Origin of the sequence: Streptomyces sp. NPDC017246 (genome assembly GCF_044331325.1) — a bacterium.
In the GTDB taxonomy this organism is placed as follows: Bacteria; Actinomycetota; Actinomycetes; order Streptomycetales; family Streptomycetaceae; genus Streptomyces.
In genome coordinates this window covers 613,663-638,780 of record NZ_JBIRMW010000002.1, presented here as the reverse complement: position 1 = coordinate 638,780, position 25,118 = coordinate 613,663, and the positions used below count along the sequence as shown (strand labels likewise).

Sequence of the window (25,118 nt, the reverse complement as noted above, 5' to 3'; positions counted from 1 at the left end):
CGCCCCGGGCGTGGCCGATCACCCCCCAATCGGGCCCCTGACGTACGGACGGGCGGCTCGGTACGTCAAACTTGTTGTGATTGATCGCACTGTTTTGTACGTCCGGCATCATGGGACGCAGGTCCCCTGAGCAGGTCGACAGTATGGAGAGAACTCGTGGACGACGTTCTGCGGCGCGCCCCGCTCTTCGCGGCGCTCGATGACGAGCAGGCTGCCGAGCTGCGCGCCTCGATGAGTGAGGCGACGCTCGCCCGTGGCGACGCGCTCTTCCACGAGGGCGACCCCGGTGACCGCCTGTACGTGGTCACGGAGGGCAAGGTGAAGCTGCACCGCACCTCCCCCGACGGCCGCGAGAACATGCTCGCCGTCCTCGGCCCCGGCGAGCTCATCGGTGAGCTCTCGCTCTTCGACCCGGGCCCGCGCACCGCGACCGCGACCGCGCTGACCGAGGTCAAGCTGCTCGGCCTGGGCCACGGCGACCTCCAGCCCTGGCTGAACGCCCGCCCCGAGGTGGCCACCGCGCTGCTGCGCGCGGTCGCCCGCCGGCTGCGCAAGACCAACGACCAGATGTCCGACCTGGTCTTCTCCGACGTCCCGGGCCGCGTCGCCCGCGCGCTCCTCGACCTGTCGCGCCGCTTCGGCGTGCAGTCGGAGGAGGGCATCCACGTCGTCCACGACCTCACCCAGGAGGAGCTGGCCCAGCTGGTCGGTGCCTCCCGCGAGACGGTCAACAAGGCGCTCGCCGACTTCGCCCAGCGCGGCTGGCTGCGCCTGGAGGCCCGCGCGGTGATCCTGCTGGACGTGGAGCGCCTCGCGAAGCGCTCCCGCTAGGGGGACGCGACACGTGAGAAGGCCGCCCCGGTCCGACGGACCGGGGCGGCCTTCTCGTATGCCTACGGGCGGGCGGTCAGCGCTTCGAGCCGTCCACGATCACCGGGGCGGAGGAACCGCTCGCGCAGGGCACGGTGTAGATCGGGTTCTTCGCCGCGGCCTCCTTGAAGGCGTCTATGCACTGGTTCATCAGGACCCGGTCCGTCAGCGAGTCGTTGAGGATCTTGTTGGCGCGGGCGATGCCCTCCGCCTCGATCCGGCGCCGGTCGGCCTCGGCCTTGGCGGTGCGGGCGGCCTCGGTGGCGCGCTCGGTGGCCTGCTGCTGCTGGATCTTGCGGTCGATCTGACCCTGGAGGGCCTCCGAGGGCTTCACGTTGCGCAGGTTGACCGTGGTCACGTCGATACCGCGCGGGCTCAGCCGCTCCTTGATCAGGACGCCGATCTCGGCGTTGATCTTCTCGCGGTCGGAGGCGTAGCCCTGCTCGCTGGTGTAGCGCGCGAAGACGTTGCGGACGATCTCGCGGCTGTCGGGGAAGACGAGACGCTGCTGGATGGCGTCCTCGCTGCCCGCGAGCTTGTAGAGCTCCACGGCGTTGCTCGGGACGACGGCCCACTTCACCGTCACCTCGACGTACATGACGCCGCCCTGCGAGGAGCGGACCTCGACCACGTCCTTGTCGGAGAGGTTGAGGTCGACGGGGCGGGTGGAGAAGGTCGTGACATCGGTGAAGGGCGACTTCACGTGCATGCCCGAGGTCATGGGCGACCCGACCTTGCCGAAGGCGACCGGCACACCGACCTCGTACGCGCTGATCACGTACGTCATGCTCACGACCAGCGAGAAGAGGCCGGCGACCACCGCGCCGAGGGAGCCGAGCTTCAGCCCCTTCGAGTCGGTGGAGCGGGCGACGAAGAAGAGCACCACTGCGGCGATGAGCAGCAGGATGGCGATGACGAACACGGGCGTTCCCCCCGAAAGCTACGGCCAGAAGTAAGCGGAGCGTAAAACACGGGTCAAGAACTCCGAAGAGCCGGGGTCCGCCTCGGGACAGGATCGTGACGACACCCGCACGGCCGCGCTCCCGCCCGGGGGGGCACGACGGCTCCTAGGCCGGACCCCGCTCCCTCAAGTACTCCAGCTGCGCCCGTACGGACAGCTCCGCCGCCGGCCACAGCGAGCGGTCCACGTCCGCGTACACATGGGCCACGACCTCCGCGGGCGTCCGGTGGCCCCGCTCGACCGCCGTCTCGACCTGGGCGAGCCGGCTCGCCCGGTGCGCGAGATAGAACTCCACGGCCCCCTGCGCGTCCTCCAGGACCGGCCCGTGCCCCGGCAGGACCGTGTGCACCCCGTCGTCGACGGTGAGCGAGCGCAGCCGCCGCAGCGAGTCCAGATAGTCGCCGAGGCGCCCGTCGGGATGGGCCACCATCGTCGTCCCGCGCCCCAGGATCGTGTCCCCCGTCAGCACCGCCCGGTCGGCGGGCAGGTGGAAGGAGAGCGAGTCCGAGGTGTGACCGGGTGTCGGGACGACCCGCACCTCCAGGCCGCCGACGGCCACCACGTCGCCCTCGCCGAGCCCCTCGTCGCCCAGCCGCAGCGCCGGGTCGAGGGCCCGTACGGCCGTCCCGGTCAGCTCGGCGAAACGGCCGGCGCCCTCCGCGTGGTCCGGGTGGCCGTGGGTCAGCAGGGTGAGCGCGACCCGCTTGCCGAGCTTCTCGGCGGTGTCGATCACATGCCGCAGATGGCCGTCGTCCAGCGGCCCCGGGTCGACGACGACGGCGAGGTCCGAGCCGGGCTCGGACAGGAGCCAGGTGTTGGTGCCGTCGAGGGTCATCGCGGACGGGTTCGGCGCCAGGACGTTCACGGCGCGGGCGGTCGCGGGCCCGGAGACCACGAGTCCGCGGGGCTGTCCCGGCAGCGCGGCGGCGTCGCTCATCGCGCACCTCCGGCAGGAATGATCTTGGTGAACTCCTCGTGGCCCGGCCAGCTCAGGACCAGCTCGTCGCCCTCCAGCCGCGCCTGCGCGAGCACCGGCGCCAGATCCTGCGCCCGGGCCCCCGCGAGGGCCTCGGCCGCCGTGCCGTACCGCTCCAGGGTGCGCAGGGTCGAGATCGTCGGCGGCATCATCATCAGCTCGCCCCGGTCGTAACCGGCCGCGGCGTCCGCCGGGCGGATCCAGACGGTCCGGTCGGCCTCCGTGGAGGCGTTCCGGGTGCGCTGTCCGGCCGGCAGCGCGGCCACGAAGAACCAGGTGTCGTACCGGCGCTGCTCGAACTCCGGCGTGATCCAGCGGGCCCACGCGCCCAGCAGGTCGGAGCGGAGCACGAGCCCGCGCCGGTCGAGGAAGTCGGCGAAGGACAGCTCCCGGGCGACGAGCGCCTCACGGTCCCGCTCCCAGTCCTCGCCGGTCGTGTCGCCGACGACCTCCTGCTCGGTCTCCCCGGCGAGCAGGACGCCCGCCTCCTCGTACGTCTCGCGTACGGCGGCGCAGACCACGGCCTGGGCCTGCGCGGGGTCGTCGAGGCCGAGCCGGGCCGCCCAGGTCTCCAGGGACGGGCCCGCCCAGCGCACCGGCTGCTCGTCGCGCGGATCGACACCGCCGCCGGGGTAGGCGTACGCGCCGCCCGCGAAGGCCATCGAGGCGCGGCGGCGCAGCATGTGGACGTCGGGTCCGGCGGCCCCGTCCCGCAGGAGCAGGACGGTGGCGGCGCGCCGCGGTGCCACCGGGGTGAGCTCACCGGCGGCGAGGGCGCGGATACGGTCGGGCCACTCGGGCGGATACCACTGACCATTCGACATGGCCGGATGCTATGCGCAAGTACCTGAATGCACGAGGGCCGGTCCCTCCCCGGAGGGAGGAACCGGCCCACGTCACCCGGGTACGGCGGGAGGTCAGGCCTCGACCAGCTCCACCTGGACCTCGACCTCGACCGGGGCGTCGAGCGGCAGCACGGTCACGCCGACGGCGCTGCGCGCGTGCACGCCCTTGTCGCCGAGGACCGCGCCGAGCAGCTCGCTGGCGCCGTTGATGACGCCCGGCTGCCCGGTGAAGTCGGGGGCGGAGGCGACGAAGCCGACGACCTTCACGACCCGCTTGATCCGGTCCAGGTCACCGGCGACCGACTTCACGGCCGCGAGGGCGTTCAGCGCGCAGGTGGCCGCGAGCTTCTTGGCCTCCTCGGCGGTGACCTCGGCACCGACCTTGCCGGTCAGCTGGAGCTCGCCGCCCACCATCGGGAGCTGGCCCGAGGTGTAGACGTACACGCCCGACTGCACGGCCGGCTGGTAGGCGGCCAGCGGCGGCACGACCGCCGGCAGGGTAAGGCCCAGCTCGGCGAGCTTCGCCTCGACGGCCCCGCTCACGACTTGGCCCGCTTCAGGTAGGCCACGAGCTGCTCGGGGTTGTTCGGTCCGGGCACGACCTGGACGAGCTCCCAGCCGTCCTCGCCCCAGGTGTCCAGAATCTGCTTGGTCGCGTGCACCAGAAGCGGCACCGTGACGTACTCCCACTTGGTCATGGAGCCGACTGTATCCGCTGCCGGTGGGCGGCTCTCCGAGGCGGCCCCCGAAGCTCCCCCTAGGGAGCTTCTCAGGGGCGGCCTCCTGATTGGGCGCCGCCGCCAGTGGTTAGGCTCGACAGCGTGAGCAGGCTCCAGGTCGTCAGCGGCAAGGGCGGTACCGGTAAGACGACGGTCGCCGCCGCCCTCGCCCTCGCCCTCGCGACGGAGGGCAAGCGCACCCTCCTCGTCGAGGTCGAAGGCAGACAGGGCATCGCACAGCTCTTCGAGACGGAAGCCCTTCCGTACGAGGAACGCAAGATCGCCGTCGCCCCGGGCGGCGGGGAGGTGTACGCGCTGGCGATCGACGCCGAGCGCGCGCTCCTCGACTACCTCCAGATGTTCTACAAACTGGGCGGTGCGGGGCGGGCCCTGAAGAAGCTCGGCGCGATCGACTTCGCGACGACGATAGCGCCGGGCGTACGGGACGTCCTGCTGACCGGCAAGGCCTGCGAGGCCGTCCGCCGGCGTGAGAAGCACGGCGGCCACACCTACGACCACGTGATCATGGACGCGCCGCCCACCGGCCGCATCACCCGCTTCCTCAACGTCAACGACGAGGTGGCGGGCCTGGCCAGGATCGGCCCGATATACAACCAGGCGCAGGCCGTCATGCGGGTCCTCAAGTCCCCCGAGACGGCGGTCCACCTGGTGACCCTGCTGGAGGAGATGCCCGTCCAGGAGACCGCGGACGGCATCGCGGAGCTCCGCGCGGCCGAACTGCCGGTGGGGCGGGTCGTGGTGAACATGGTCCGGCCGCACGTCCTCGACGAGGCGGCGGTACGGGCCGCCTCCGGCGACCACCGGGACGCGATCGCACGGACGCTCGCCTCCGCCGGTGTCACGGGCGGCACGACGCTGGTCGAGCCCCTCCTCGACCAGGCGACCGACCACGCCCGGCGGGTGGAGCTGGAGCGGACGCAGCGGGCGGTCCTGGACGACATCGGCGTCCCCTCGTACGAACTCCCCTTCCTGGGGGACGGGGCGGACATCGCGGGGCTCTACCGACTGGCGAAGGAACTGCGGAAGCAAGGGGTGGGCGCGTGACGGCGAAGGCTGCGGGCTCCGGGCCCGGACACGGGACCGGACCCGTCCCGGCCCTCGACACGAGCGGGCTCCCTCCGGCCCCCGAGGCGAGCGGCCTCGACGCCGTCCCCGTCCTGGACCTCGACACGCTGATCGACGACCGCGGCACCCGCATCGTCGTCTGCTGCGGCGCGGGCGGCGTCGGCAAGACGACGACGGCCGCGGCGCTCGGCGTGCGGGCGGCGGAGCGCGGCCGGCGGGTCGTCGTCCTCACCATCGACCCGGCCCGCCGCCTCGCCCAGTCGATGGGGATCGACTCCCTCGACAACACCCCGCGCAAGGTCGAGGGGATCAAGGGGTCCGACGGCGGCGAACTGCACGCGATGATGCTGGACATGAAGCGGACCTTCGACGAGATCGTCGAGGCGCACGCGGACCCCGACCGGGCGCGCGCGATCCTGGAGAACCCCTTCTACCAGTCCCTGTCGGCCGGATTCGCCGGTACGCAGGAGTACATGGCGATGGAGAAGCTGGGCCAGCTCCGGGCGCGCGACGAGTGGGACCTGATCGTCGTGGACACCCCGCCGTCCCGCTCCGCGCTGGACTTCCTGGACGCGCCGAAGCGGCTCGGGTCCTTCCTGGACGGGAAGTTCATCAAGCTGCTGATGGCGCCGGCGAAGGTGGGCGGCCGGGCCGGGATGAAGTTCCTCAACGTCGGCATGTCGATGATGACGGGGACCCTCGGAAAGCTGCTCGGGGGTCAGTTCCTCAAGGACGTGCAGACGTTCGTCGCCGCGATGGACACGATGTTCGGCGGCTTCCGGACTCGCGCCGACGCCACGTACAAGCTGCTCCAGGCCCCGGGCACGGCCTTCCTCGTCGTCGCCACACCGGAGCGGGACGCGCTGCGCGAGGCCGCGTACTTCGTGGAGCGGCTGGCCGCCGAGGAGATGCCGCTGGCCGGCCTCGTCCTCAACCGCGTCCACGGCAGTGGCGCCGCCCGGCTGTCGGCCGAGCGGGCCCGTGCCGCCGCGGAAAATCTTGAGGAGGGGCGCATTGTGGATCAGGGGGGCGGGAAGACTGAGCGCAGTGGCTCCCCGGCCACGGAGCACGAGCAGTCCGACCTCGCCACCGCCGCCACCGCACCTCCCGTACCCCAGGCTGCCCCCACAGCCGAACCGGCACAGGAAACAGACGTGGACGTACGACATCTCACCGCGGGACTTCTGCGCCTGCATGCCGAGCGCATGCGGGTGCTCTCGCGTGAGCAGCGCACGCGTGACCGCTTCACCGCGCTCCACCCCGAAGTGGCGGTGACCGAAGTGGCGGCCCTGCCCGGCGATGTGCACGACCTCGCCGGGCTGCGGGCCATCGGTGACCGCCTCACGGCCGGGCGAACCGCCTCGGCCTGAGGGGCCCGACCCGGGTCTAGCCCACCGCGGCGTACGCCTCGTACGTCGCGTCGTCCTCGATCGCCACGGGCAGCAGGCCCGCTCCCCGCTCGTACTCCGTGCGCGCGGTCTCCAGCAGCCTGCGCCACGAGGTGACCGTCGGCCTGCGGCGCAGCAGGGCGCGACGCTCGCGCTCCGTCATGCCGCCCCACACACCGAACTCCACGCGATTGTCGAGAGCGTCGGCGAGGCACTCGGTCCGCACCGGGCATCCGGTGCACACCGCCTTTGCCCTGTTCTGTGCCGCTCCCTGCACGAAAAGTTCATCCGGATCGGTAGTGCGGCAGGCCGCCTGCGCACTCCAGTCAGCTACCCAGCCCATACCGGCGCCGTCCTCTCCCGAATCGAGGCTCCCCCACGGCGGCAGCGGCATATTCACCGCTGCCAGTTGGGACGTTACGGAAGGTGGGGACAGCGCAACACCCCCTTCGGGCCCAATCTTGGATGGCCCGAACGGACTATGCGTGCGCGTCAGATCACCCAGGGGAGTGATCGAAGGACATGCGTGTGATAGCGGACATACCGTGCGGATATGCCGTTCTCTCGCGGTTCCATTTCGGACACCGTGTGACGCATGGGCCGGAATCGGACAGGAAGTTCCCATGATTCGGGGTCACGGGAATTCATGTCGATGTCACACCCGGGTCTTGATGCCAGACCACACCGCTGTGACAGTTGGGAGCAGCTTAGGCCAAGGCATATACGTGTGTCCGGCGAATGCGAACGTAGACGGCGCACGTCGCCGTGCCGTCGCGTTCGGAGGACGAGCCCTCCGTTCACGGCACGGAGACGCCGGCGCCGGATGTCACGGTCTGGTACTCGAACGCTCCGAGAGACCCCTGCTCCTGCGGATCGCACAGCACTACGGATTAGGCTGCCCCCCATGGCAAAGAAGCGCTCGGGCGGTGGTCTGACCGGGACCCAGCAGGCCGCGAAGTTCCTCGGTGTCAGTGTGCTCTCAGGAGCCGTGCTGGCGGGCATCGCCCTGCCCGCGGCCGGTGCACTCGGTCTGGCCGCGAAGGGCACGGTCGAGGGGTTCGACGAGATCCCCTCCAACCTGAAGACCCCACCGCTGAGCCAGCGCACCACGATCCTCGACTCCGGGGGCGGTCTCCTCGCCACGGTGTACTCGCGGGACCGGAAGGTCGTCCCGCTGGACAAGATCTCCCCGTACATGCAGAAGGCGATCGTCGCGATCGAGGACGGCCGCTTCTACGAGCACGGGGCGATCGACCTCAAGGGCGTGCTGCGCGCGATCAACCGCAACGCGCAGTCGGGCGGGGTCTCGCAGGGCGCGTCCACCCTCACCCAGCAGTACGTGAAGAACGTCTTCGTCGAGGAGGCCGGTGACGACCCCGAGAAGGTCGCGCAGGCCACCCAGCAGACCATCGGCCGGAAGGTCCGCGAGCTGAAGTTCGCGATCCAGGTCGAGGAGGAGCTGGGCAAGAAGAAGATCCTGGAGAACTACCTCAACATCACGTTCTTCGGGCAGCAGGCGTACGGCATCGAGGCCGCCTCCCAGCGGTACTTCTCCAAGCCGGCCGCCGACCTGACCCTGGGAGAGGCGGCGATGATGGCCGGCCTCGTCCAGTCGCCGAGCCGCTACGACCCCATCAACGACATCCAGGAAGCCACCAAGCGCCGCAACGTGGTCCTCCAGCGGATGGCCGACGTGAAGGACATCAGCCAGGCCGAGGCCGACAAGGCGTCGGCGGCCCCGCTGAAGCTGAAGGTCAAGACCCCGAAGAACGGCTGCATCACCGCCGTCGACGGCGCCGGCTTCTTCTGCGACTACGTCCGCAAGACGATCCTCACCGACCCGGTCTTCGGGAAGACGGCCGAGGAGCGCCAGAAGCTGTGGAACCTGGGCGGTCTCACCGTCAAGACCACGCTCGACCCGCGCGCGCAGGCCGCCGCCAACGAGGCCGCCGTCGCGAAGATCTACAAGGACGACCCGGTCGCCGCCTCCGTGGTGCAGGTCCAGCCCGGCAGCGGCAAGATCCTGTCGATGGGCCAGTCCCGTCCGTACGGCCTGGACCAGAAGCAGAACCAGACCACGCTCAACCTCGCCGTCGGCAGCAAGATGGGCGGCACCACGTACGGCTTCCAGGTCGGCTCGACCTTCAAGCCGATCACGGCCGCGGCCGCGCTGGAGAAGGGACTGAGCCCGGCCCAGTCCTTCGACACCCCGTGGAAGATCAACATCCCGGAGCAGGACTACACCCGCTGCGACGGCAGGCCGGCCGGGTACGCCAACTGGGAGATCGGCAACGAGCTCAAGTCGGAGGAGGGTTCCTTCGACATGACCGGCGCCCTCGGCAAGTCCATCAACACGTACTTCGCCAAGCTGGAGCAGATGGCCGGCCTCTGCGAGACGATCACGATGGCCAAGAACGTCGGGTACGAGCGCGAACTCGGCAAGAAGGTCAAGGAACTCCCCTCGATCACGCTCGGCGCCCAGGAGAGCACCCCGCTCGACATGGCGACCGTCTACGCGACCTTCGCCAACCGCGGCATGTACTGCACCCCGGTCGCCATCGAGTCGGTCAAGGCCGCCAACGGCGACAAGCTCAACGTGCCGCAGACCAAGTGCTCGCGGGCGATGAGCGAGCGCACCGCCGACACGATCAACCAGATGCTGAAGGGCGTCGTCGAGGACGGCACCGGCACCAAGGCCGGTCTCAGCGACCGCGACAACGCGGGCAAGACCGGTACGACCAACGACCGCAAGGACGCCTGGTTCGTCGGCTACACCCCGAACCTCTCCACCGCCGTCTGGGTCGGTGACGACGTCGGCGAGAAGAAGTCGATGTACGACCTCAACATCGGTGGCGAGTACTACGACAAGGTCTGTGGTGGCTGCCTCCCCGGTCCGATCTGGAAGATCGCGATGACGGGCGCCCTGAACGCCTCCGAGACGCCGGGCTTCGCCCCCATCTCCGTACCTCGGGCCGAGAAGCCCAAGGACAAGGAGAAGGAGGGGGACGAGGGCCCGAACAAGCCCAGGAAGCCCCGTAAGCCGGGCGACGACAAGCCGGGCGACACCGACCCGTTCCCCGGCATCTCGCTCCCGCCGGGTGTGATCGGCGGACCCGGAACCGACAACGGCCGCGGCGGAAACCGCTGACGCCGTAGCGCGTCGGGACACGAGGAAGGGCGCCCCACCTGAGTGGGGCGCCCTTCCTCGTATCCCTGTCCCGCGGGGTCAGCCCGCGAGGAGCTTCTTCACGGAGGCGGCGACCCGCCCGCCGTCGGCGAGGCCGGCCACCTTCGGGTTCACGATCTTCATGACGGCGCCCATGGCACGCGGGCCCTCGGCGCCCGCCGCCTTCGCCTCCTCGACGGCCGCCGCGACGATCCCGTCGAGCTCCTCGTCGCCGAGCTGCTTCGGCAGGTACGCGTCGAGGAGGACACCCTCCGCCTTCTCCCGCTCGGCGGACTCGAGGCGTCCGCCCTGGGTGAAGGCGTCCGCGGCCTCGCGGCGCTTCTTCGCCTCCTTGGCGATCACCTTCTGCACCTCGTCGTCGGAGAGTTCGCGCTTCGTCTTGCCCGCGACCTCCTCCTTGGTGATCGCGGTGATGGTCAGCCGCAGGGTCGAGGAGCGCAGTTCGTCGCGCTCCCGGATCGCGGCGTTGAGGTCGGCCTGGAGCTTCGCCTTGAGGGTGGTCATGGGGTCAAGTGTGGCAGGTGTCCCACCGCCCCCGCCCGCGCATTTACGCTCCACGGGTCTGCGACGATGGGGGAATGCGCGCACGGTACGGGATCCCCCTCAAGATCACGGCAGGCCTCACGGCGACGGCCGCCGCAGGACTCGTCTACGCGGCCGGCTTCGAGGCACGCTCGTTCCGGCTCCGCCGAGTGACGGTTCCGGTGCTTCCTCCCGGCATGAGCGACCTGCGGGTCCTCCAGGTCTCCGACATCCACATGGTGAGCGGCCAGCGCAAGAAGCGGGCCTGGCTCCAGTCCCTCGCGGGGCTCCGCCCGGACTTCGTCGTCAACACCGGTGACAACCTCTCCGACCCGGACGCGGTCCCCGAGGTGCTCGACGCGCTCGGCCCGCTGATGGAGTTCCCGGGCGTGTACGTCTTCGGGTCCAACGACTACTACGGACCCCGGCTGCGCAACCCCGCCCGCTACCTGATGGAGAAGGCGCAGGGCCGCCACGGCCTCAACGGCAACAAGCCCGTCGTCGGCGCCGTCCACAACCCCTGGGAGGGGCTGCGGGACGCCTTCGACGCGGCCGGCTGGGTGAACCTCACCAACACCCGCGGCCGGCTGAAGCTGCCGCAGGCGGACCTCGCGTTCACCGGCGTCGACGACCCGCACATCAAGCGGGACCGGTACGAGCGGGTGGCCGGCGGCCCCGACGCCACGGCCGACTTCACGATGGGCGTGGTCCACGCCCCGTACCTGCGCTCGCTCGACGCCTTCACGGCCGACGGGTACGAGCTGATCCTGGCCGGGCACACCCACGGCGGGCAGCTGTGCGTCCCCTTCTACGGGGCGCTCGTCACCAACTGCGACCTGGACACCGACCGGGTGAAGGGGCTCTCCACCCACTCGGTCGCCGACCGTACGTCCTATCTGCACGTCTCGGCGGGCTGTGGCACCAACCGGTTCACCCCGGTCCGCTTCGCCTGCCCGCCCGAGGTCACCCTCCTGACCCTGACGTCCCGCGGCTGAGGCCTCCCCCGACCCTCCCTACGTCGACACGCCCGGGCCCTCCCCGCTCCGGCGGCGGCGCGCGCGAAGGCACCCCCGCGCCCCTCTACGCCCCGGGCCTCGCGATCGTCGGCCCGGACCGCATCCGACCTGCGCCGCGACCCCCCGAAAACCGGATTTCGTCTCAGCGCGCGCGTGGGCTAAAGTAATCGATGTCGCCGCGACGTGAACAACGAAACAGCGACATCGGGGTGTAGCGCAGCTTGGCAGCGCGCTTCGTTCGGGACGAAGAGGTCGTGGGTTCAAATCCCGCCACCCCGACAGCCGTAAACCACTGAGGGCCTGGTCCGAGAAATCGGATCGGGCCCTCAGTGGTTTCCAGGGCGTGCGCGGAGTGACGCCCGGGGCCGCCGCCCGGGGGGCGGGCGGCGGCCGGGGATGTCAGATCACCGGCGGGCGGCCCAGGCGGGTCATGTGGCGGACCGTGGACCAGCGCATGGGGTGGCGGGGGCCGCAGGAGTGGCGGACGCCCTCCGCGAAGCCGGCGAACCAGGACGCCAGGCCCGGCAGGGAGCGGGTGCGGGCCAGCGTGAGGAGGGTCCAGACGCCCAGGTAGACCGGGACCAGCAGGGCGGGCAGGTTGCGCTTGGCCAGCCAGACGCGGTTGCGGGCCGTCATCCGGTAGTAGACGGCGTGCCGGGCCGGGCTGGTCCTGGGGTGCTGGAGGAGGAGTTTCGGCTCGTAGACGACCTTCCAGCCGGCGTCGAGGGCGCGCCAGGCGAGGTCGGTCTCCTCGTGGGTGAAGAAGAACTCCTCCGGCCAGCCGCCGATCTCGTCCAGCATCGGCATCGACAGGCCGTGGCCGCCGCCGAGGAAGGTGGTGACCTCCCCGCCGCGCATCGGGTCCTTCGCCCCGAGACGCGGGACGTGGCGCCGCTGTGTCTCACCGGTCTCGTCGGCGATGCGGAACGACACGACGCCCAGGGCCGGGTCGTCCTCGTACAGGTCGGCCAGGCGGCGGAAGACGTCCGTGTCGACGAGCAGGCCGTCGTCGTCGAGGTCCACCATCACGTCGATGTCGCCGAAGTCGCGCAGTGTCTCGATCGCGACGTTCCGGCCGCCGGACACGCCCCGGTTCTCGGGGAGTTCGACTCCGGTCACGCCCTCGGGGAGTTCGGGGAGGGTTCCCGTGCCGTTGCCGACGACGACGATCCGACGGGCGGGTTCGTCCTGCCGTGCCACGGCGTCGAGCAGCGCCCGCAGCTCGACCGGGCGCGTGCCCATCGTCAGTACCGCCACACCCACACGAGGTCGCGCCACGACCCCTCCGTTCCTGTTCACCGGAACTCGCTCCGGGCCGCGATGCTAACGCCCGGCGCCACCTTCCGTTCACCCGCACCACGGGTGCGGTGCACCGGGCGGGCGCCGGGAGGGGGGAGCGCGGCGAAGCGCGTGGTCCGTCGGCTCTACGCTGGTTCCCTTCCGTCAAGTTGATCGATCGTCGAAAGGGTGGTCTCCAGGTGCTGGTCGCGGACCGATATCGGCTTCACGTGTGTATCGGCCGGGGTGGCATGGGTGAGGTGTGGCAGGCCACCGACGAGGTGCTCGGCCGGGACGTCGCCGTGAAGCTGATGCTGGCGCACGGCACCGACCCCTCCGCCGCCGACCGGTTCCGGCTGGAGGCGCAGACCGCCGCCCGGCTGAGCCACCCGCACGTGGTGGGCGTCTTCGACTTCGGCACGTGGGACGGAAAGCTGTTCCTCGTCATGGAGTTGGTGGAGGGCGACAGCCTCGCGGGGAGTCCCTCCGATCCACTGGTCCTGCCCGCCGAGCGCGTCGCCGTGGTCGCCGCGCACGCCGCCGCCGGGCTCGCGGCCGCGCACCGGCAGGGTGTCGTGCACCGGGACATCAAGCCGGGGAACCTGCTCGTCGACGCCGACGGGACGGTGAAGCTGGCCGACTTCGGTATCGCGCGCTTCGTCGACGATCCCTCGGCGGCGCTGACGACGACGGGTCAGATCGTGGGTACGGGGCTCTATCTGGCCCCCGAGCGGGCGCTCGGACAGCCTGCCTCGCCCGCCTCTGACGTGTACTCGCTCGGCTGCGTGCTCTATCAACTGCTCACCGGGCGGCCGCCGTTCCGCGCGGACACGGCGACGGCCCTGCTGTACCAGCACATCGACACCGCTCCGATGCCGCCGGGCCGGCTCGGTGTGGCGCTGCCGCCCGAGTTCGAGACGTATCTGCTGAGCCTGCTGGCCAAGCAGCCGGAGCAGCGGCCCCCGGCGCAGGCCATCGCGGACTGGTTCTCCTCGGGCGCCTGGCGCGCCTACCCGCAGCGGCCCGCCCCGGCGCAGCATCGGCCCCACGCGCCGCACCACAACGCGGGCCCGCCGCCGGCCGCCGCGACCCGGCCCGCGCCCCTGCCCGCTCCGGCCCCCATGCCGGGGTCCGGGCGCGGTCAGGGACACAGACCCGCGCCCGCACAGGCACACAGACCCACCTCCTCCGCCGGGGCTCCCGCATCCCGGCGGCGCGAGCGGACCGCCGGTGCCGGCGGCGGGCTCGCGGAACTCTCACGGCGCCGTCCCCGCAAGACGGCCGCCGTGGCGGGAGCCATCGCCTTCGTCGTCTTCCTGATCATCGGGATGGCCTGGCTCTCCTGAGGCCGCCGCGGACCAGGTCAGTACGGCCTGGGCTCCATCACCTGCGGTTCCCCGTCAGCCGTCGCGAGCAGCTGGCAGCCGGGCAGGCCCGGCCCCGGGGTCACCCGTACGGTCACGGTGGTCGGCGGGTCGGTCGGCAGCTCGATCGGGACGGTGACCGGCCGGTCGTCCCTGGTGACGACGTACCCGGTCTCCTTGCCGTCGACGAGGACCTCGACGCCCGGCTTGTGACCGGTCTGGACGGTCACGGAGACCGAGTGACCGAGGTGGTCGATGTGGAAGTGGTGCCGTCGGCTCATGGGTCACCTCCGTACCTCCAGAGTAGGTACGGAGGGCCGGTCCCGCCGCTCCCGCGGGACCCGAACCGGTGTCCGGCGCGGTCGCCGATCCGGAATCCGGCGCGGTTCGCGGCCGGGGTACGGCGCGCTGTCCGGCCGGAGTGCGGCCTCGGCGGCCCGGTGTTCAGATGGACCGGTACGCCGGTCGCCGCCCGTGCGGAACGGAGCGCCCGGTACACGAGCGGCACCCCGTGAGGAGACCCCGATGACCCGGCACGGCCCTCAGCGACTGGCCCAGGCGAGCACCCCGAGCAGGATCAGGGTCAGGCAGATCCCGAGGTTGACCACCTTGTACTGGAGGAAGACCGCGACGAACTCGCGGATGGTCGCCGACGGCCAGAAGTAGGCGGCGGTCGGCGAGCCCACCACCTGGCCGTCCACACCCGCCCTGCGGGCCATCAGGGAGGCCCGGAAGGCGTGGAAGTTGTTGGTGACGATCACGCAGGAGGCCCCGGGCCGGTCCCGCTCCATCAGCTCCTTGCTGAAGAGCATGTTCTCCTCGGTGGTGCGTGAGCGGTCCTCGCGCACCACCGCCTCCGGCGGGAAGCCGCGCTCGACGAGGTAGTCGGCCATCGCGTGGGACTCGGGGAGCTCCTCGTCGGGGCCCTGGCCGCCCGAGGTGATGAGGACGGGGGCGACGCCGCCGCGCCGCTCGCGCGCGGCCAGCTTCTCGTACACGTCCCGGGCCCGGTCCAGCCTGCTCGCGAGCAGCGGGGGCACACGGCGGCCGCCGATCAGGCCGGAGCCGAGGACGACGACGTAGTCGGCGTCGCGGCGGAGCCGCATCCGGCCGTAGAGGAAGGCGTAGCCGACGAAGCAGACGAAGAGGAAGGAGACGTAGCCGAGGACGAAGAGGGTGGTGACGACCAGTATGTTCAGGGCCCACGACCCGGTGGCGGCGGCGGCCACGGCCAGGACCATCACCCCGAACATGCCGAGCCCGGCAAGGAGCGAGAGCAGGTTGGCCGGGCTTCTGCCCTCCTTGCGGACCATCTTCACGCCGTTCGCGGTGAGCAGTCCCGCGAGGACGACCGGGCCGAGCCCGAGCCCGAGCAGCACGACCAGCATCACGGTCTCGGCGACTCCGGGCGGGGCGTCGTCGATGCCCGCGATCAGTCCGATGCCGAGGAAGGTGACGGCGAGGCCGAGAAGCACGGCATTGCCGAAGCGGCGCCGGTCCCGCCGCACACCGACGCCGAAGAACAGCAGGAAGACCGCGGCCAGGGCGAAGGCGAACGACATGACGGCATCGTAGACAGGGTGACCGACAACGGGTGTTGAATGTCAGGGACCTGCCGGGACTTGATCCGGCCCGATCGCCGGGAAACCCCCTAGGGTCTGTCGTCACATTCCCGTCGTCGCCCGCAGGACGGACCTGCGGCGTCTGGTGCGTGCTCTCGGCGTGCCGGGGGGAAGTGCTCGTACTGGACGTACTCGCACTTTCGCCCGGTGCGGCGAGAGTGCGTGCCAGGCGTCGCGGGGCAGACGGGAATGTGACGACAGGCCCTAGGCCTCGCCCGCGAGGGAGAACAGGCCACGCCGCGCACCCTCTTCGTACGCGTACCGCAGCTCCTTGCCGTCGAGCAGCGACCGGAGAACCGTTTCGCTGCGGGCCCGGGTCACCACGCAGTACTCCGCCGGCCGGTACGACGCGTCGAAGACGGAGGTCCGCAACAGGTCCACCGCGCCCAGCAGGTGAGCCGCCTCGTCGCGCTCCCCCGCCGCCACCCGCAGCTGCGCGAGGAGCTCCGCCGCACCGGCCGCGCCCGCCGCCGACCCCATGCGCAGATGCTTGCGCAGGGCCCGCCGGGCGTATGCGGCGGCCCGGTCCAGCTCGCCGTCCCACGCGGCGAGTTCGGCCCGTACGACATGCGACCAGGCGTCGGCGCACAGGTCACGGCCCATCAGCGACCACCGGCTCTCACGGTCCAGGTCGCCCTGGTCCAGCGCCTCCTGCGCGGCCTCCGGGTCGGTGCGGCACAGGGAGAGCGCGAGACCGACCCAGCACGCGTGCCGGGTCGGCCCGAACTCCGGGTACTCCCCCATCAGCGCGAGGGCCTCCCGGAACTCGTCCGCCGCCGCGCGCGTCCGCCCCTGATAGAGCGCGGTCGCACCCCGCAGATGGGCCAGCAGCCCCAGCGCCCGGTCGTCCCCGTCCCGGACGGCCGCCGCCCAGGCCTGGGCGAGGAGCGGGTCGGCGGCGTCGGGACGGCCCGACTCCAGCTCCAGGAAGGCGGCGAGCCACAGGGCGCGGGCCGACGGCGGGCCGGTGCGCAGGGACAGGGCGTGCCGCAGCCGGGTGCGCCCCTCGGCGGCCCGCCCGCAGGCCACCCACAGGAACCACAGGGAGACGGTGATCTCGACGGCCGTGTCGGCCTCGTCGCTCGCCGAGAGCGGCGCCGTCGTCGGGTCCATGGCGGCGGCCAGGTCGGGGAGTTCACGCAGCGCGAGGTCGCGGGCGTCGAGCTGCCGGCCGCTCTGCCACCAGTCGGCGGCCCGCCGGGCGAGCTTCACACACCACCGCCGATGGCGCAGGACGAGGATCCGGCGGTCGCCGCGATCGGTGAGCCGCCGGGCGCCCACGGCCCTCATCGGGTGCGGCATCCAGTAGCGGGGGAGGTCGTTCTCGCCGTCGAAGAGGTCGTCGACGGGAAGGAGGGCGAGGGGGGCGAGCCGTTCCAGGACCGACAGGATCTTCGCCGGGGGCAGGGCTCCGGAGGCGCACACCTCGCGTACGGCGTCCCGGCCGAAGGCTCCCTCGAAGACGGAGAGCCGCTCCCAGAGGAGCCGTTCGGCGGGCCCGCAGCGGGCGTATCCGCGCTCGGCGGCGGCGAGCTGGTCGGCGCCCACGGCTTCGCCCCACAGTACGGTCGGTTCGCCGCTCGGCCCGGTCGGCTCGCCCCACAGCACGGTCGGTTCGCCGCTCGGCCCGGTCGGCTGGCCCCACAGCACGGTCGGCTCGCCGCTCGACCCCTCCGTGGCGCTCAGCACCTCCGTGGCGCTCGGCCCGTCCGCGGCGCTCAGCCCCTCCGTGCCGTCCCGGCGCAGCCCTTCCGTTCCGCTCCGCGCCTCCCCGTCACTCCACAACACCGCTGTCACGGGCGGCTCTCTGCTCTCTTCGAGCCCGTCGTTCCCGGCCGGTTCGCCGGTCTCCGCGGGCTTCCCGATCTCCATGCGCCCCATCCCCCGTTCTCTCCCGTGTGTGGGTTCTGCGTGAGTCAATGGCGCACAAGCGCCATGACGGCTTGAATGCATATGCCTCGGTCCACATCCTGGGGCGCCCTGGAACCCACACCCACGGTTTGCCGGGGATCGACCAGGGAGGGAAATGAGTACCGGGGAATCCGTCCTGGGAGAGGCGGATCTGTCGCTGATCCACGCACTGCAGATAGCCCCGCGCGCCAGCTGGACCCAGCTCTCGGCCGCTCTGGGGGCGAGTCCGGACACCCTCGCCCGGCGCTGGGAGCACCTCACGGCCGGCGGATACGCCTGGAGTTCGCTGCTCGCCGCCCGGAGCGGCGCCGACGCGATGCTCTACGCCTGGGTCGAGCTGGAGTGCGCCGCGGGCGCCGCGGAGACCACCGCGACCGAGGTCTCGGGCGATCCGTGCACCCTCGGCGTCCATCAGGTGACCGGCGACGCCGACCTGGTCCTGCTCGTGGTCTGTCCCGACCTGTACGCCCTCGACGCCTATCTCGCCGGACGGGTCCGCAGGCTGCCCGGGGTGCTCCGGGCCCGCACCCAGGTCGTCACCCGGCTGCACAACCGCCCGTACCGGTCGCGGATCGAGCAGCTCACGCCCGGACAGGTCCAGCTCCTCACGGAGATGACCGGCGGGGACCGGCGGGCACGCGCGCGCGTGGGGCCCCCGCCGAACCTGACGGAGCTCGACCACCGGCTCGTCGCGGAGCTGGCGGGGGACGCCCGCCGCAGCGCGGCCCAACTGGCCCGGCAGTGCGGCACGAGCGAGTCGACGGTACGGCGCAGGCTGGACGCCCTCACCGCCGGCGGCGTCCTCCACCACCACTGTCTGCCGGCCCCGAGGTTCTCCGGGCGCCCGGTGTGGGCGATGGTCACGACCGACGTACCGCCTCTCGAGGTGCCGACGACGGTGGCGGCACTGGCCCGGCTGCGCCAGACCCGTCTCGTCACCTCGGTCACCGGCCCCCACAACCTGGCCGTCGCCCTGTGGCTCCGTACGGTCGACGAGCTGCACGACGTGACGGCGACGCTCGTACGGGCCGCCCCGGCGCTCCGGATCGCGGGGACCGCGCTCTCGCTGCGCACCCACAAGATCGGCGCCCAGGTGCTCGGCCCTGACGGGCGAAGGACGCACCACGTGCGTCCTGACACGCCCGGGTGGGGCGTGGTCTGATGGAGGGCATGGAGTTCGCCGTGTTCGTGACGCTGCCCGGTCTGGTCATCCTGCTGACCGTGATCGCCTTCGCCGACCAGATCCTGCGGATGAGCGGCCGCGGGAAGCGCAGCGGCCAGATCTCGTCGACCGGCTTCGAGCAGCTGCACGCCACCTTCTCGCAGGGCAAGCAGAACGAGCTCAAGGAACGCCGGAGCGCGCTCGTGCTCCGCGACGACGAGGAGGACGGCGCCCCGCCGAACCGCTCGACGGTGGACCTCAAGGGCGGGCGGTCATCAGGCTCCCGTAGCCCCTCTCGGACGCCCGTGGCCCGGCCCGGACTCCGTGGCCGGCCCGGCCCCCCCGTGGCTCCCCCGGCCCGCCCACGGCTCCCGTGGAGCGGCCTCAGGCCGGTCGGGACGCCTTGACCGAGTACATCATCGGGATGCGGGGCCGGTCCGCCGGGAAGCGGTAGTAGCCGTCCTCGTGCCGCTGGAGAGCGCCGTAGCGGGGGTACAGCGAGGCGTCGTGCTCGTGCAGGAACTCGATCCGCAGCCCCGCCCTGGCGAGCGCGGTCACGACCTCTCCGACCGGGTGCACCCACTCCACGCTGCGGTTGTGGACGGTGGCGGCGTCGAGCTCGGCGTACGTTCCCGGGCTGGTGTCCACCCACGGGTCGCGGACGAAGTAGTCGTGCACGATCCGGCTGCCGGTCTCGTCGTCGAGCGAGTCGGTGATCGGATGGAACTCGGCCACGTACAGGAAGCCGCCGGGGGCGACGAGCGAGGCGGCGGTCTCCGCCCAGCGCTCGATGTCGGGCAGCCAGTTCAGCGCGCCGCAGCCGGTGTAGACGATGTCGTAGGCGCTGTCCGGGACGGCCTCGGCGGCGTCGTACACGTCGGCCGCGACGAAGGCCGCCCGGTCCTGGGTGAGGCCGAGGTCGGCGGCGAGCGAGCGGGCGGTGTCGACGGCCGGCTCGGAGAAGTCCAGGCCGACGACGTGCGAGGCGCCGTGGCGGGCCCAGGAGAGGGTGTCGAGGCCGATGTGGCACTGGAGGTGCAGCAGGGAGCGTCCGGTGACGTCACCGACCTCGGCGAGTTCGAAGTCCCGCAGGACGTCCTTGCCCGCGCGGAAGGTGTCGAGGTCGTAGTAGGCGCTCGCGGCGTGGATCGGGACGCGTTCGTCCCAGCGGGCGCGGTTGGCCTCGCGCCAGTCTTCGGGCGTCGGGGAATACATGTCGGCGAGGTTATCCACAGGTTGGGGGTGACGCGACCCGATTGTCCGCCGCGCGGAGCATCATGGATGCCATGACTGAGAGCAAGAACGCCGAGCTCACCGCCGAGCTCACCGACCAGGCCCCCGTGTGGGAGCAGCGCTTCCGCGCGCCGCGCGTCTCCCTGCCCGAGTGGGCCGAGGAGGCCCCGGACCGCTCGCTCTTCGTGTCGAACGCGACGGGGACGTACGAGCTGTACGCCTGGGACCGGGCGAGCGGCGAGCAGCGGCAGGTCACGGACCGGCCGAACGGCACGACGGACGGCACGCTGTCGCCGGACGGCGCCTGGGTCTGGTGGTTCGCGGACACCGACGGGGACGAGTTCGGGGTGTGGATGCGGCAGCCGTTCGGCGGCGGCGCGGACGAGCCGGCGGTGGCCGGTCTCGACGCCTCCTATCCGGCGGGGCTCGCCATCGGCCGGGACGGCACGCTCGTGGTGGGGCGTTCCACGGACGAGGACGGCTCGACGATCCATCTCGTACGTCCCGGGGCCGGCGCCCCGGTCGAGATCTACCGGCACCGGGAGTCGGCCGGGGTCGGCGACCTGTCGCACGACGGCGCGCTGATCGCGATCGAGCACACCGAGCACGGGGACGCGATGCACTCGGCGCTGCGGGTGGTGCGCGCCTCGGACGCGAGCGTGCTCGCCGAGCTCGACGACACCAAGGGGGGCACGGAGGAGCTGGGGCTCGCGGTCCTCGGCTTCGCGCCGGTGACGGGGGACACCCGGCTGCTCGTCGGACACCAGCGGCGCGGCCGCTGGGAGCCGATGCTCTGGGACGTGGCGGCGGGCACCGAGACGGATCTCGCGCTCGATCTCCCGGGCGACGTGTCGGCCGAGTGGTACCCGGACGGATCCGGGCTGCTGATCGTGCACAGCTTCGAGGCCCGCAGCGAGCTGTGGCGGTACGAGATCGCCACCGGCGCCCTGGTCCGGGTGGAGACCCCGGCCGGTTCGGTGTCGAGCGCGACGGCCCGCCCCGACGGCAGCGTGGAGTACCTGTGGTCCTCGGCCGCCGAGCCGCCGGTGGTGCGCTCCACGGACGGCGGCGTCGTCCTCGACCCGCCCGGCCCGAAGGCCCCGCCGTCGGTGCCGGTGGAGGACGTGTGGGTGGAGGGCCCCGGAGGCAGGGTCCACGCGCTCGTGCAGCGCCCCGAGGGCGAAGGTCCCTTCCCGACGGTCTTCGAGGTCCACGGCGGGCCCACGTGGCACGACAGCGATGCCTTCGCCTCGGGCCCGGCGGCCTGGGTGGACCACGGGTACGCGGTGGTGCGGGTCAACTACCGGGGCTCGACGGGGTACGGCCGGGAGTGGACGGACGCCCTCAAGCACCGGGTCGGTCTGATCGAGCTGGAGGACATCGAGGCGGTCCGCGCGTGGGCGGTGGACAGCGGCCTGGCCGATCCGGCCCGGCTCGTCCTGTCCGGCGGCTCCTGGGGCGGCTATCTCACCCTCCTCGGCCTCGGCACGCGGCCGGACGCCTGGGCGGTCGGTCTCGCGGCGGTGCCGGTCGCGGACTACGTCACGGCGTACGAGGACGAGATGGAGGCCCTCAAGGCGCTGGACCGGACGCTGCTCGGCGGCTCCCCCGAGGAGGTGCCCGAGCGGTACGCGGCCTCGTCGCCGCTGACGTACGTGGACGCGGTGAAGGCCCCGGTGCACATCTCGGCCGGCGTCAACGACCCGCGCTGCCCGATCCGGCAGATCGACAACTACGTCGACCGGCTCGCGGCCCGGGGCGCGGTCCACGAGGTCTACCGGTACGACGCGGGGCACGGCTCCCTCGTGGTGGAGGAGCGGATCAAGCAGGTCGGCCTGGACCTGGCGTTCGCGGCGAAGCACCTGGGCACCCGCTAGGCACCCGGGCGACGGGGAGCGGGCGACGGCACCCGGGCCACAGGACCCGGGCCACAGGACCCGGGCGACGGGTCGCGGGCGACGGGACCCGGGCGACAGGGAGCGGAGGCCGCTTGCGTACGGTGGGGGGCGTGTACCGGTTCCTGAGAACGCCCCGCTGGTGGGGGATCAACGTCTTCGTCCTGCTGGCGATCCCGTTCTGCGTCTTCATGGGGACCTGGCAGCTGGGCAAGTTCGAGGATCGCGTCGACTCCCACGAGAAGGCCGAGCAGCGGCCTGCCGCGAGCTCGCGGCAGGCGGAGCCGCTGGACTCCCTGCTCCCGGTGGACCAGGAGACCTCGGGCCGGTCCGCCGAGGCGCGCGGCCGGTTCGGGGAGCAGTTCCTCGTCCCGGACCGTGACCTTGACGGCCGGACCGGCAGTTACGTCCTGACGCTGCTGCGGACGGACGGCGGCCGGTCGCTGCCGGTCGTCCGGGGGTGGCTCCCCACGGGCGGGAAGGCCCCCGTCCCGCCGTCCGGCGAGGTCACGGTGGTGGGCGCGCTCCAGGCCTCGGAGAACGGTGGCACCAAGGGCGTCCACCAGGCCGGTGGGCTGCCCGAGGGGCAGCTGGGGATGATCAGCGCGGCGTCCCTGGTGAACGTGGTCACGGACGACGTCTACGACGCCTGGATCACCCTCGCCGACTCCCCCGCCGGTCTCACCCCGGTCCCGGCGGCCGCGGCGGCGGGCACGAGCCTGGACGCGAAGGCCTTCCAGAACCTGGGCTACACCGCGGAGTGGTTCGTCTTCGCGGGCTTCGTCCTCTTCATGTGGTTCCGCCTCGTGCGCCGCGAGGCGGAGGCCTCCCGCGACGAGGCACTGGGACTGTAGGCGCGCCCCGCGGCGCACCGCCCCCGAAACACCACGAAACACCCCTGAGCGCCCCTGAGCGCCCACTGAGCGCCCACTGAGAAGCCCGTCGCCGGGACCCCCCTAACGGGTCCCGGCGACGGGCTTTCAGGAGCCGTACCCCGCCTCAGGAGCCGGCGAGGATCCCGGTGCGGTAGATGGTGCCCGCGCAGGCGTTGGAGACGCTCGCCGACGCCGCCGGGCCGCCGGGCTCCGCGACGTGGCTGACCAGGACGCTGCCGTCGGCGAGGCCGCCGTCCTCACGGAGCAGCTGGGGTGCCGCGCCGGCCTCCGAGCCCGCTTCCGCGCCGGTGCCCGGGTCGGTGCCGGCGCCTCCGGAGCCCGTGCCCTCGGTGGGCTCGGGGTTGCCCGTGTTCCCCCCGGTCGGCGGGGGCGTCGTCGGCGGGGTCGTCGGAGGCTCGGTCGGCGGGGGCGTCGTCGGGGTCGGGCTGGTGCCGGTCGTCGGACAGGTCTCGCTCGGCACCCAGACGAACTTCACCTCGTAGGAGCCGCTCGGCCCGAGGACGAGCGAGGAGCTCTCCTGCGAGGGGTCGGGCAGACCACCGCCGCCGTCACCCGAGGTGTGCCGGATCACCGAGATCCGCGCCGGGTCGGCGGCGCCGCGGGCCTCGAAGCTGACGACACCGCTGCCGTCGACGACGCACTCCTGGCCGGAGATGTTGGCGATGCGGAAGGTGCCGTACACCTTGCCCTCGCCGTCGGGCCCACCGGCGTCCGCCCCGCTGACGCCGAGCTGCTCGGCTCCGCACCGCGGCACGGAGCCCCCGCCCGCGCCCTGTGTCTGCCGCGGGCCGGAGCCGGACACGCCGGGGCCGGGCCGCTGCGGCTTGCCCGAGGAACCGTCGGCCGCGCCCTGACTCGGGGACAGGGTGCTCGCGGGGCCCTCGGAGCTCTGGCCGCCCTCGACGCCGGTCTCGGTGCCGGTGCCGCCCTGGGCCTCCTCGCCGTGCCCGGCGTTCACCGGGTTGCCGGCGGCGGAGATGCCGCCCGAGGCGGCGACGTGCACGAAGGCGGGTACGGCCGTCCCGATGAGGACCGCGGCGGCGGCGGCGCCGACGATGGCCTGCCGCTTGCGGGCGCGCCGCGCGGGCACGGCACGGCGGAGGTGCTCCAGCGAGCCCAGGGAGGGCTCGAGGCCGGAGACGGCGCCCTGGAACAGCCGCCGCAGCGCGAGTTCGTCGTCCCCGTCGCCCTCGCCGGGGCCGGGCTCGATGTTCACCATGCGCTGTCCACTCAAGTCGTCACGTTCATCCGGGGCGTCGGTCTCGCCGGTATCGACGTCCCCGTCGGTCTCGACGGTCTCGCCGGTCACGGCGTCCCCACCGGTCTCGACGTTTTCGACGCTCCCGCCGGTCACGGCGTTCCCGTCGTTCTTGCTCTGCTCGCCGTTCTCGACGTGCTTGCCGGCCTCGCCGTTCTCGACGTGCTTGCCGTTCTTGCCGGGTGCCTCGCTCATGCCGTCGCTCCCATCGCGACGCGCAGCGCCGCGATGCCCCGCGAACCGTACGCCTTCACCGAACCCAGGGATATTCCGAGCGCCTCGGCGACCTGAACCTCGGTCATGTCGGAGAAGTACCGCAGGGCGAGCACCTCACGCTGGCGGCGCTGGAGTCCGCGCATCGCCTTGATGAGGTCCTCGCGCTCCAGCTGGTCGTACGCCCCCTCCTCCGCGCTGGCCATGTCCGGCATCGGCTTGGACAGCAGCTTGAGGCCGAGGATGCGGCGGCGCAGCGCGGACCGGGAGAGGTTCACGACGGTCTGGCGCAGATAGGCGAGCGTCTTCTCGGGCTCGCGCACCCGCTTGCGCGCCGAGTGGACGCGGATGAAGGCCTCCTGGACGACGTCCTCGCAGGAGGCCGTGTCGTCGAGGAGGAGTGCGGCGAGACCGAGCAGCGACCGGTAGTGGGCGCGGTAGGTCTCGGTCAGGTGGTCGACGGTGGTCCCGGCCGTCGAGATGCCTTCGGCGCTCGCCCGGGGCGAGGGGATGCCGTCCACCGCGCTCGCGCGGGATCCGGTGGGCACGGGGGCGATCACCGGCATTCCGCCGAGAGCGCGCGGTCGTTTGAACGCGCTGACCGCGGAGCCGCGGACGGGGACCATGCCGACGCTCCGCACGGGGAGCATCGCAGTGCCGCCCGCGCCGCGCAGCGGGGCGATGGTCGCGATGTCGAGTACCTCTGCCACGCCTGT

Annotated in this window: 23 protein-coding genes, 1 tRNA gene and 1 pseudogene; 11 read left to right on the top strand and 14 right to left on the bottom strand. The window is 72.1% G+C overall.

The window, feature by feature from the left end; all coding sequences use genetic code 11:
* The first annotated feature begins 156 nt into the window (after nucleotides 1-156).
* Nucleotides 157-831, top strand: coding sequence for a Crp/Fnr family transcriptional regulator (locus ACH4MY_RS07745; RefSeq protein ID WP_015034542.1), 675 nt, complete (start codon nucleotides 157-159; stop codon nucleotides 829-831).
* A 76-nt stretch (nucleotides 832-907) separates the two neighbouring features.
* Here the strand turns inward: ACH4MY_RS07745 and ACH4MY_RS07740 are convergent, their stop codons facing one another.
* The 5 genes from ACH4MY_RS07740 to ACH4MY_RS07720 all read right to left on the bottom strand — a co-directional run bounded on the left by ACH4MY_RS07740 (nucleotide 908) and on the right by ACH4MY_RS07720 (nucleotide 4,350).
* Nucleotides 908-1,792: a prohibitin family protein gene (locus ACH4MY_RS07740; RefSeq protein ID WP_397998942.1), complete on the bottom strand. Its 885-nt coding sequence runs from the start codon at nucleotides 1,790-1,792 to the stop codon at nucleotides 908-910.
* Nucleotides 1,793-1,937: 145 nt separating this feature from the next.
* Entirely contained in the window at nucleotides 1,938-2,768 is an 831-nt protein-coding gene (locus ACH4MY_RS07735; RefSeq protein ID WP_397998939.1) for an MBL fold metallo-hydrolase, read from the bottom strand.
* The gene (locus ACH4MY_RS07730) at nucleotides 2,765-3,631 is read right to left on the bottom strand and encodes an NUDIX hydrolase (protein ID WP_397998937.1); all 867 of its coding nucleotides are present in this window, start codon (nucleotides 3,629-3,631) and stop codon (nucleotides 2,765-2,767) included. Before ACH4MY_RS07730 ends, ACH4MY_RS07735 begins: the two co-directional genes overlap by 4 nt.
* 93 nt (nucleotides 3,632-3,724) lie before the next feature.
* A complete protein-coding gene (locus tag ACH4MY_RS07725; RefSeq protein ID WP_189832090.1) occupies nucleotides 3,725-4,195 on the bottom strand; it encodes a RidA family protein in 471 nt (156 codons plus the stop codon).
* Entirely contained in the window at nucleotides 4,192-4,350 is a 159-nt protein-coding gene (locus tag ACH4MY_RS07720) for a DUF4177 domain-containing protein (protein ID WP_015034547.1), read from the bottom strand. Before ACH4MY_RS07720 ends, ACH4MY_RS07725 begins: the two co-directional genes overlap by 4 nt.
* Before the next feature lie 123 nt (nucleotides 4,351-4,473).
* On the opposite strand from ACH4MY_RS07720, the gene ACH4MY_RS07715 reads away from it, so the two are divergent.
* Nucleotides 4,474-5,436 carry an ArsA family ATPase gene (locus ACH4MY_RS07715; RefSeq protein ID WP_397998933.1) on the top strand — a complete coding sequence of 321 codons (963 nt, stop codon included), beginning with the start codon at nucleotides 4,474-4,476 and terminating at the stop codon, nucleotides 5,434-5,436.
* A gap of 113 nt (nucleotides 5,437-5,549) precedes the next feature.
* Nucleotides 5,550-6,827: an ArsA family ATPase gene (locus tag ACH4MY_RS07710; RefSeq protein ID WP_397999409.1), complete on the top strand. Its 1,278-nt coding sequence runs from the start codon at nucleotides 5,550-5,552 to the stop codon at nucleotides 6,825-6,827.
* 16 nt (nucleotides 6,828-6,843) lie between these two features.
* Here the strand turns inward: ACH4MY_RS07710 and ACH4MY_RS07705 are convergent, their stop codons facing one another.
* Nucleotides 6,844-7,188 carry a WhiB family transcriptional regulator gene (locus ACH4MY_RS07705; protein ID WP_015034550.1) on the bottom strand — a complete coding sequence of 115 codons (345 nt, stop codon included), beginning with the start codon at nucleotides 7,186-7,188 and terminating at the stop codon, nucleotides 6,844-6,846.
* Between the two features lie 561 nt (nucleotides 7,189-7,749).
* Here ACH4MY_RS07705 and ACH4MY_RS07700 point away from each other — a divergent pair.
* Nucleotides 7,750-9,993: a transglycosylase domain-containing protein gene (locus ACH4MY_RS07700; protein ID WP_397998930.1), complete on the top strand. Its 2,244-nt coding sequence runs from the start codon at nucleotides 7,750-7,752 to the stop codon at nucleotides 9,991-9,993.
* 78 nt (nucleotides 9,994-10,071) lie between these two features.
* Here ACH4MY_RS07700 and ACH4MY_RS07695 read toward each other — a convergent pair whose 3' ends face one another.
* Nucleotides 10,072-10,536 (bottom strand): GatB/YqeY domain-containing protein, encoded by a 465-nt coding sequence (locus ACH4MY_RS07695; RefSeq protein WP_397998927.1) that lies wholly within the window; start codon nucleotides 10,534-10,536, stop codon nucleotides 10,072-10,074.
* A gap of 74 nt (nucleotides 10,537-10,610) precedes the next feature.
* On the opposite strand from ACH4MY_RS07695, the gene ACH4MY_RS07690 reads away from it, so the two are divergent.
* Together ACH4MY_RS07690 and ACH4MY_RS07685 are read left to right on the top strand one after the other, a co-directional pair.
* Nucleotides 10,611-11,549: a metallophosphoesterase gene (locus ACH4MY_RS07690; RefSeq protein ID WP_397998924.1), complete on the top strand. Its 939-nt coding sequence runs from the start codon at nucleotides 10,611-10,613 to the stop codon at nucleotides 11,547-11,549.
* A 226-nt stretch (nucleotides 11,550-11,775) separates the two neighbouring features.
* A tRNA-Pro gene (locus tag ACH4MY_RS07685) sits at nucleotides 11,776-11,849 on the top strand.
* Nucleotides 11,850-11,969: 120 nt separating this feature from the next.
* Here the strand turns inward: ACH4MY_RS07685 and ACH4MY_RS07680 are convergent.
* A complete protein-coding gene (locus tag ACH4MY_RS07680; protein ID WP_397998921.1) occupies nucleotides 11,970-12,848 on the bottom strand; it encodes a glycosyltransferase family 2 protein in 879 nt (292 codons plus the stop codon).
* Between the two features lie 251 nt (nucleotides 12,849-13,099).
* Between ACH4MY_RS07680 and ACH4MY_RS07675 the strand changes: the two genes are divergently transcribed.
* Nucleotides 13,100-14,194 (top strand): serine/threonine-protein kinase, encoded by a 1,095-nt coding sequence (locus tag ACH4MY_RS07675; RefSeq protein ID WP_397998918.1) that lies wholly within the window; start codon nucleotides 13,100-13,102, stop codon nucleotides 14,192-14,194.
* A gap of 17 nt (nucleotides 14,195-14,211) precedes the next feature.
* Here ACH4MY_RS07675 and ACH4MY_RS07670 read toward each other — a convergent pair whose 3' ends face one another.
* The 3 genes from ACH4MY_RS07670 to ACH4MY_RS07660 all read right to left on the bottom strand — a co-directional run bounded on the left by ACH4MY_RS07670 (nucleotide 14,212) and on the right by ACH4MY_RS07660 (nucleotide 17,706).
* Entirely contained in the window at nucleotides 14,212-14,493 is a 282-nt protein-coding gene (locus ACH4MY_RS07670; RefSeq protein ID WP_397998916.1) for a hypothetical protein, read from the bottom strand.
* Between the two features lie 261 nt (nucleotides 14,494-14,754).
* The gene (locus ACH4MY_RS07665) at nucleotides 14,755-15,774 is read right to left on the bottom strand and encodes a YdcF family protein (protein WP_397998913.1); all 1,020 of its coding nucleotides are present in this window, start codon (nucleotides 15,772-15,774) and stop codon (nucleotides 14,755-14,757) included.
* A gap of 264 nt (nucleotides 15,775-16,038) precedes the next feature.
* On the bottom strand, nucleotides 16,039-17,706 hold the full coding sequence (locus tag ACH4MY_RS07660) for a tetratricopeptide repeat protein (protein ID WP_397998910.1): 1,668 nt from the start codon (nucleotides 17,704-17,706) through the stop codon (nucleotides 16,039-16,041).
* 154 nt (nucleotides 17,707-17,860) lie between these two features.
* On the opposite strand from ACH4MY_RS07660, the gene ACH4MY_RS07655 reads away from it, so the two are divergent.
* Nucleotides 17,861-18,907, top strand: coding sequence for an Lrp/AsnC family transcriptional regulator (locus ACH4MY_RS07655; RefSeq protein ID WP_397998907.1), 1,047 nt, complete (start codon nucleotides 17,861-17,863; stop codon nucleotides 18,905-18,907).
* Between the two features lie 8 nt (nucleotides 18,908-18,915).
* Nucleotides 18,916-19,182: pseudogene (locus ACH4MY_RS07650) on the top strand (DUF6191 domain-containing protein); the annotation flags it as partial.
* A 109-nt stretch (nucleotides 19,183-19,291) separates the two neighbouring features.
* Here ACH4MY_RS07650 and ACH4MY_RS07645 read toward each other — a convergent pair.
* Nucleotides 19,292-20,122 (bottom strand): class I SAM-dependent methyltransferase, encoded by an 831-nt coding sequence (locus tag ACH4MY_RS07645; RefSeq protein WP_397998904.1) that lies wholly within the window; start codon nucleotides 20,120-20,122, stop codon nucleotides 19,292-19,294.
* Between the two features lie 62 nt (nucleotides 20,123-20,184).
* Between ACH4MY_RS07645 and ACH4MY_RS07640 the strand changes: the two genes are divergently transcribed.
* Nucleotides 20,185-22,017 carry a prolyl oligopeptidase family serine peptidase gene (locus tag ACH4MY_RS07640; RefSeq protein ID WP_397998901.1) on the top strand — a complete coding sequence of 611 codons (1,833 nt, stop codon included), beginning with the start codon at nucleotides 20,185-20,187 and terminating at the stop codon, nucleotides 22,015-22,017.
* A 131-nt stretch (nucleotides 22,018-22,148) separates the two neighbouring features.
* Nucleotides 22,149-22,889 carry an SURF1 family protein gene (locus ACH4MY_RS07635; RefSeq protein ID WP_397998898.1) on the top strand — a complete coding sequence of 247 codons (741 nt, stop codon included), beginning with the start codon at nucleotides 22,149-22,151 and terminating at the stop codon, nucleotides 22,887-22,889.
* 145 nt (nucleotides 22,890-23,034) lie between these two features.
* Here ACH4MY_RS07635 and ACH4MY_RS07630 read toward each other — a convergent pair whose 3' ends face one another.
* Nucleotides 23,035-24,384, bottom strand: coding sequence for a hypothetical protein (locus tag ACH4MY_RS07630; protein WP_397998895.1), 1,350 nt, complete (start codon nucleotides 24,382-24,384; stop codon nucleotides 23,035-23,037).
* Nucleotides 24,381-25,112 (bottom strand): SigE family RNA polymerase sigma factor, encoded by a 732-nt coding sequence (locus tag ACH4MY_RS07625; RefSeq protein ID WP_397998892.1) that lies wholly within the window; start codon nucleotides 25,110-25,112, stop codon nucleotides 24,381-24,383. The genes ACH4MY_RS07630 and ACH4MY_RS07625 overlap by 4 nt, the downstream gene beginning before the upstream one ends.
* Nucleotides 25,113-25,118: the final 6 nt, after the last annotated feature.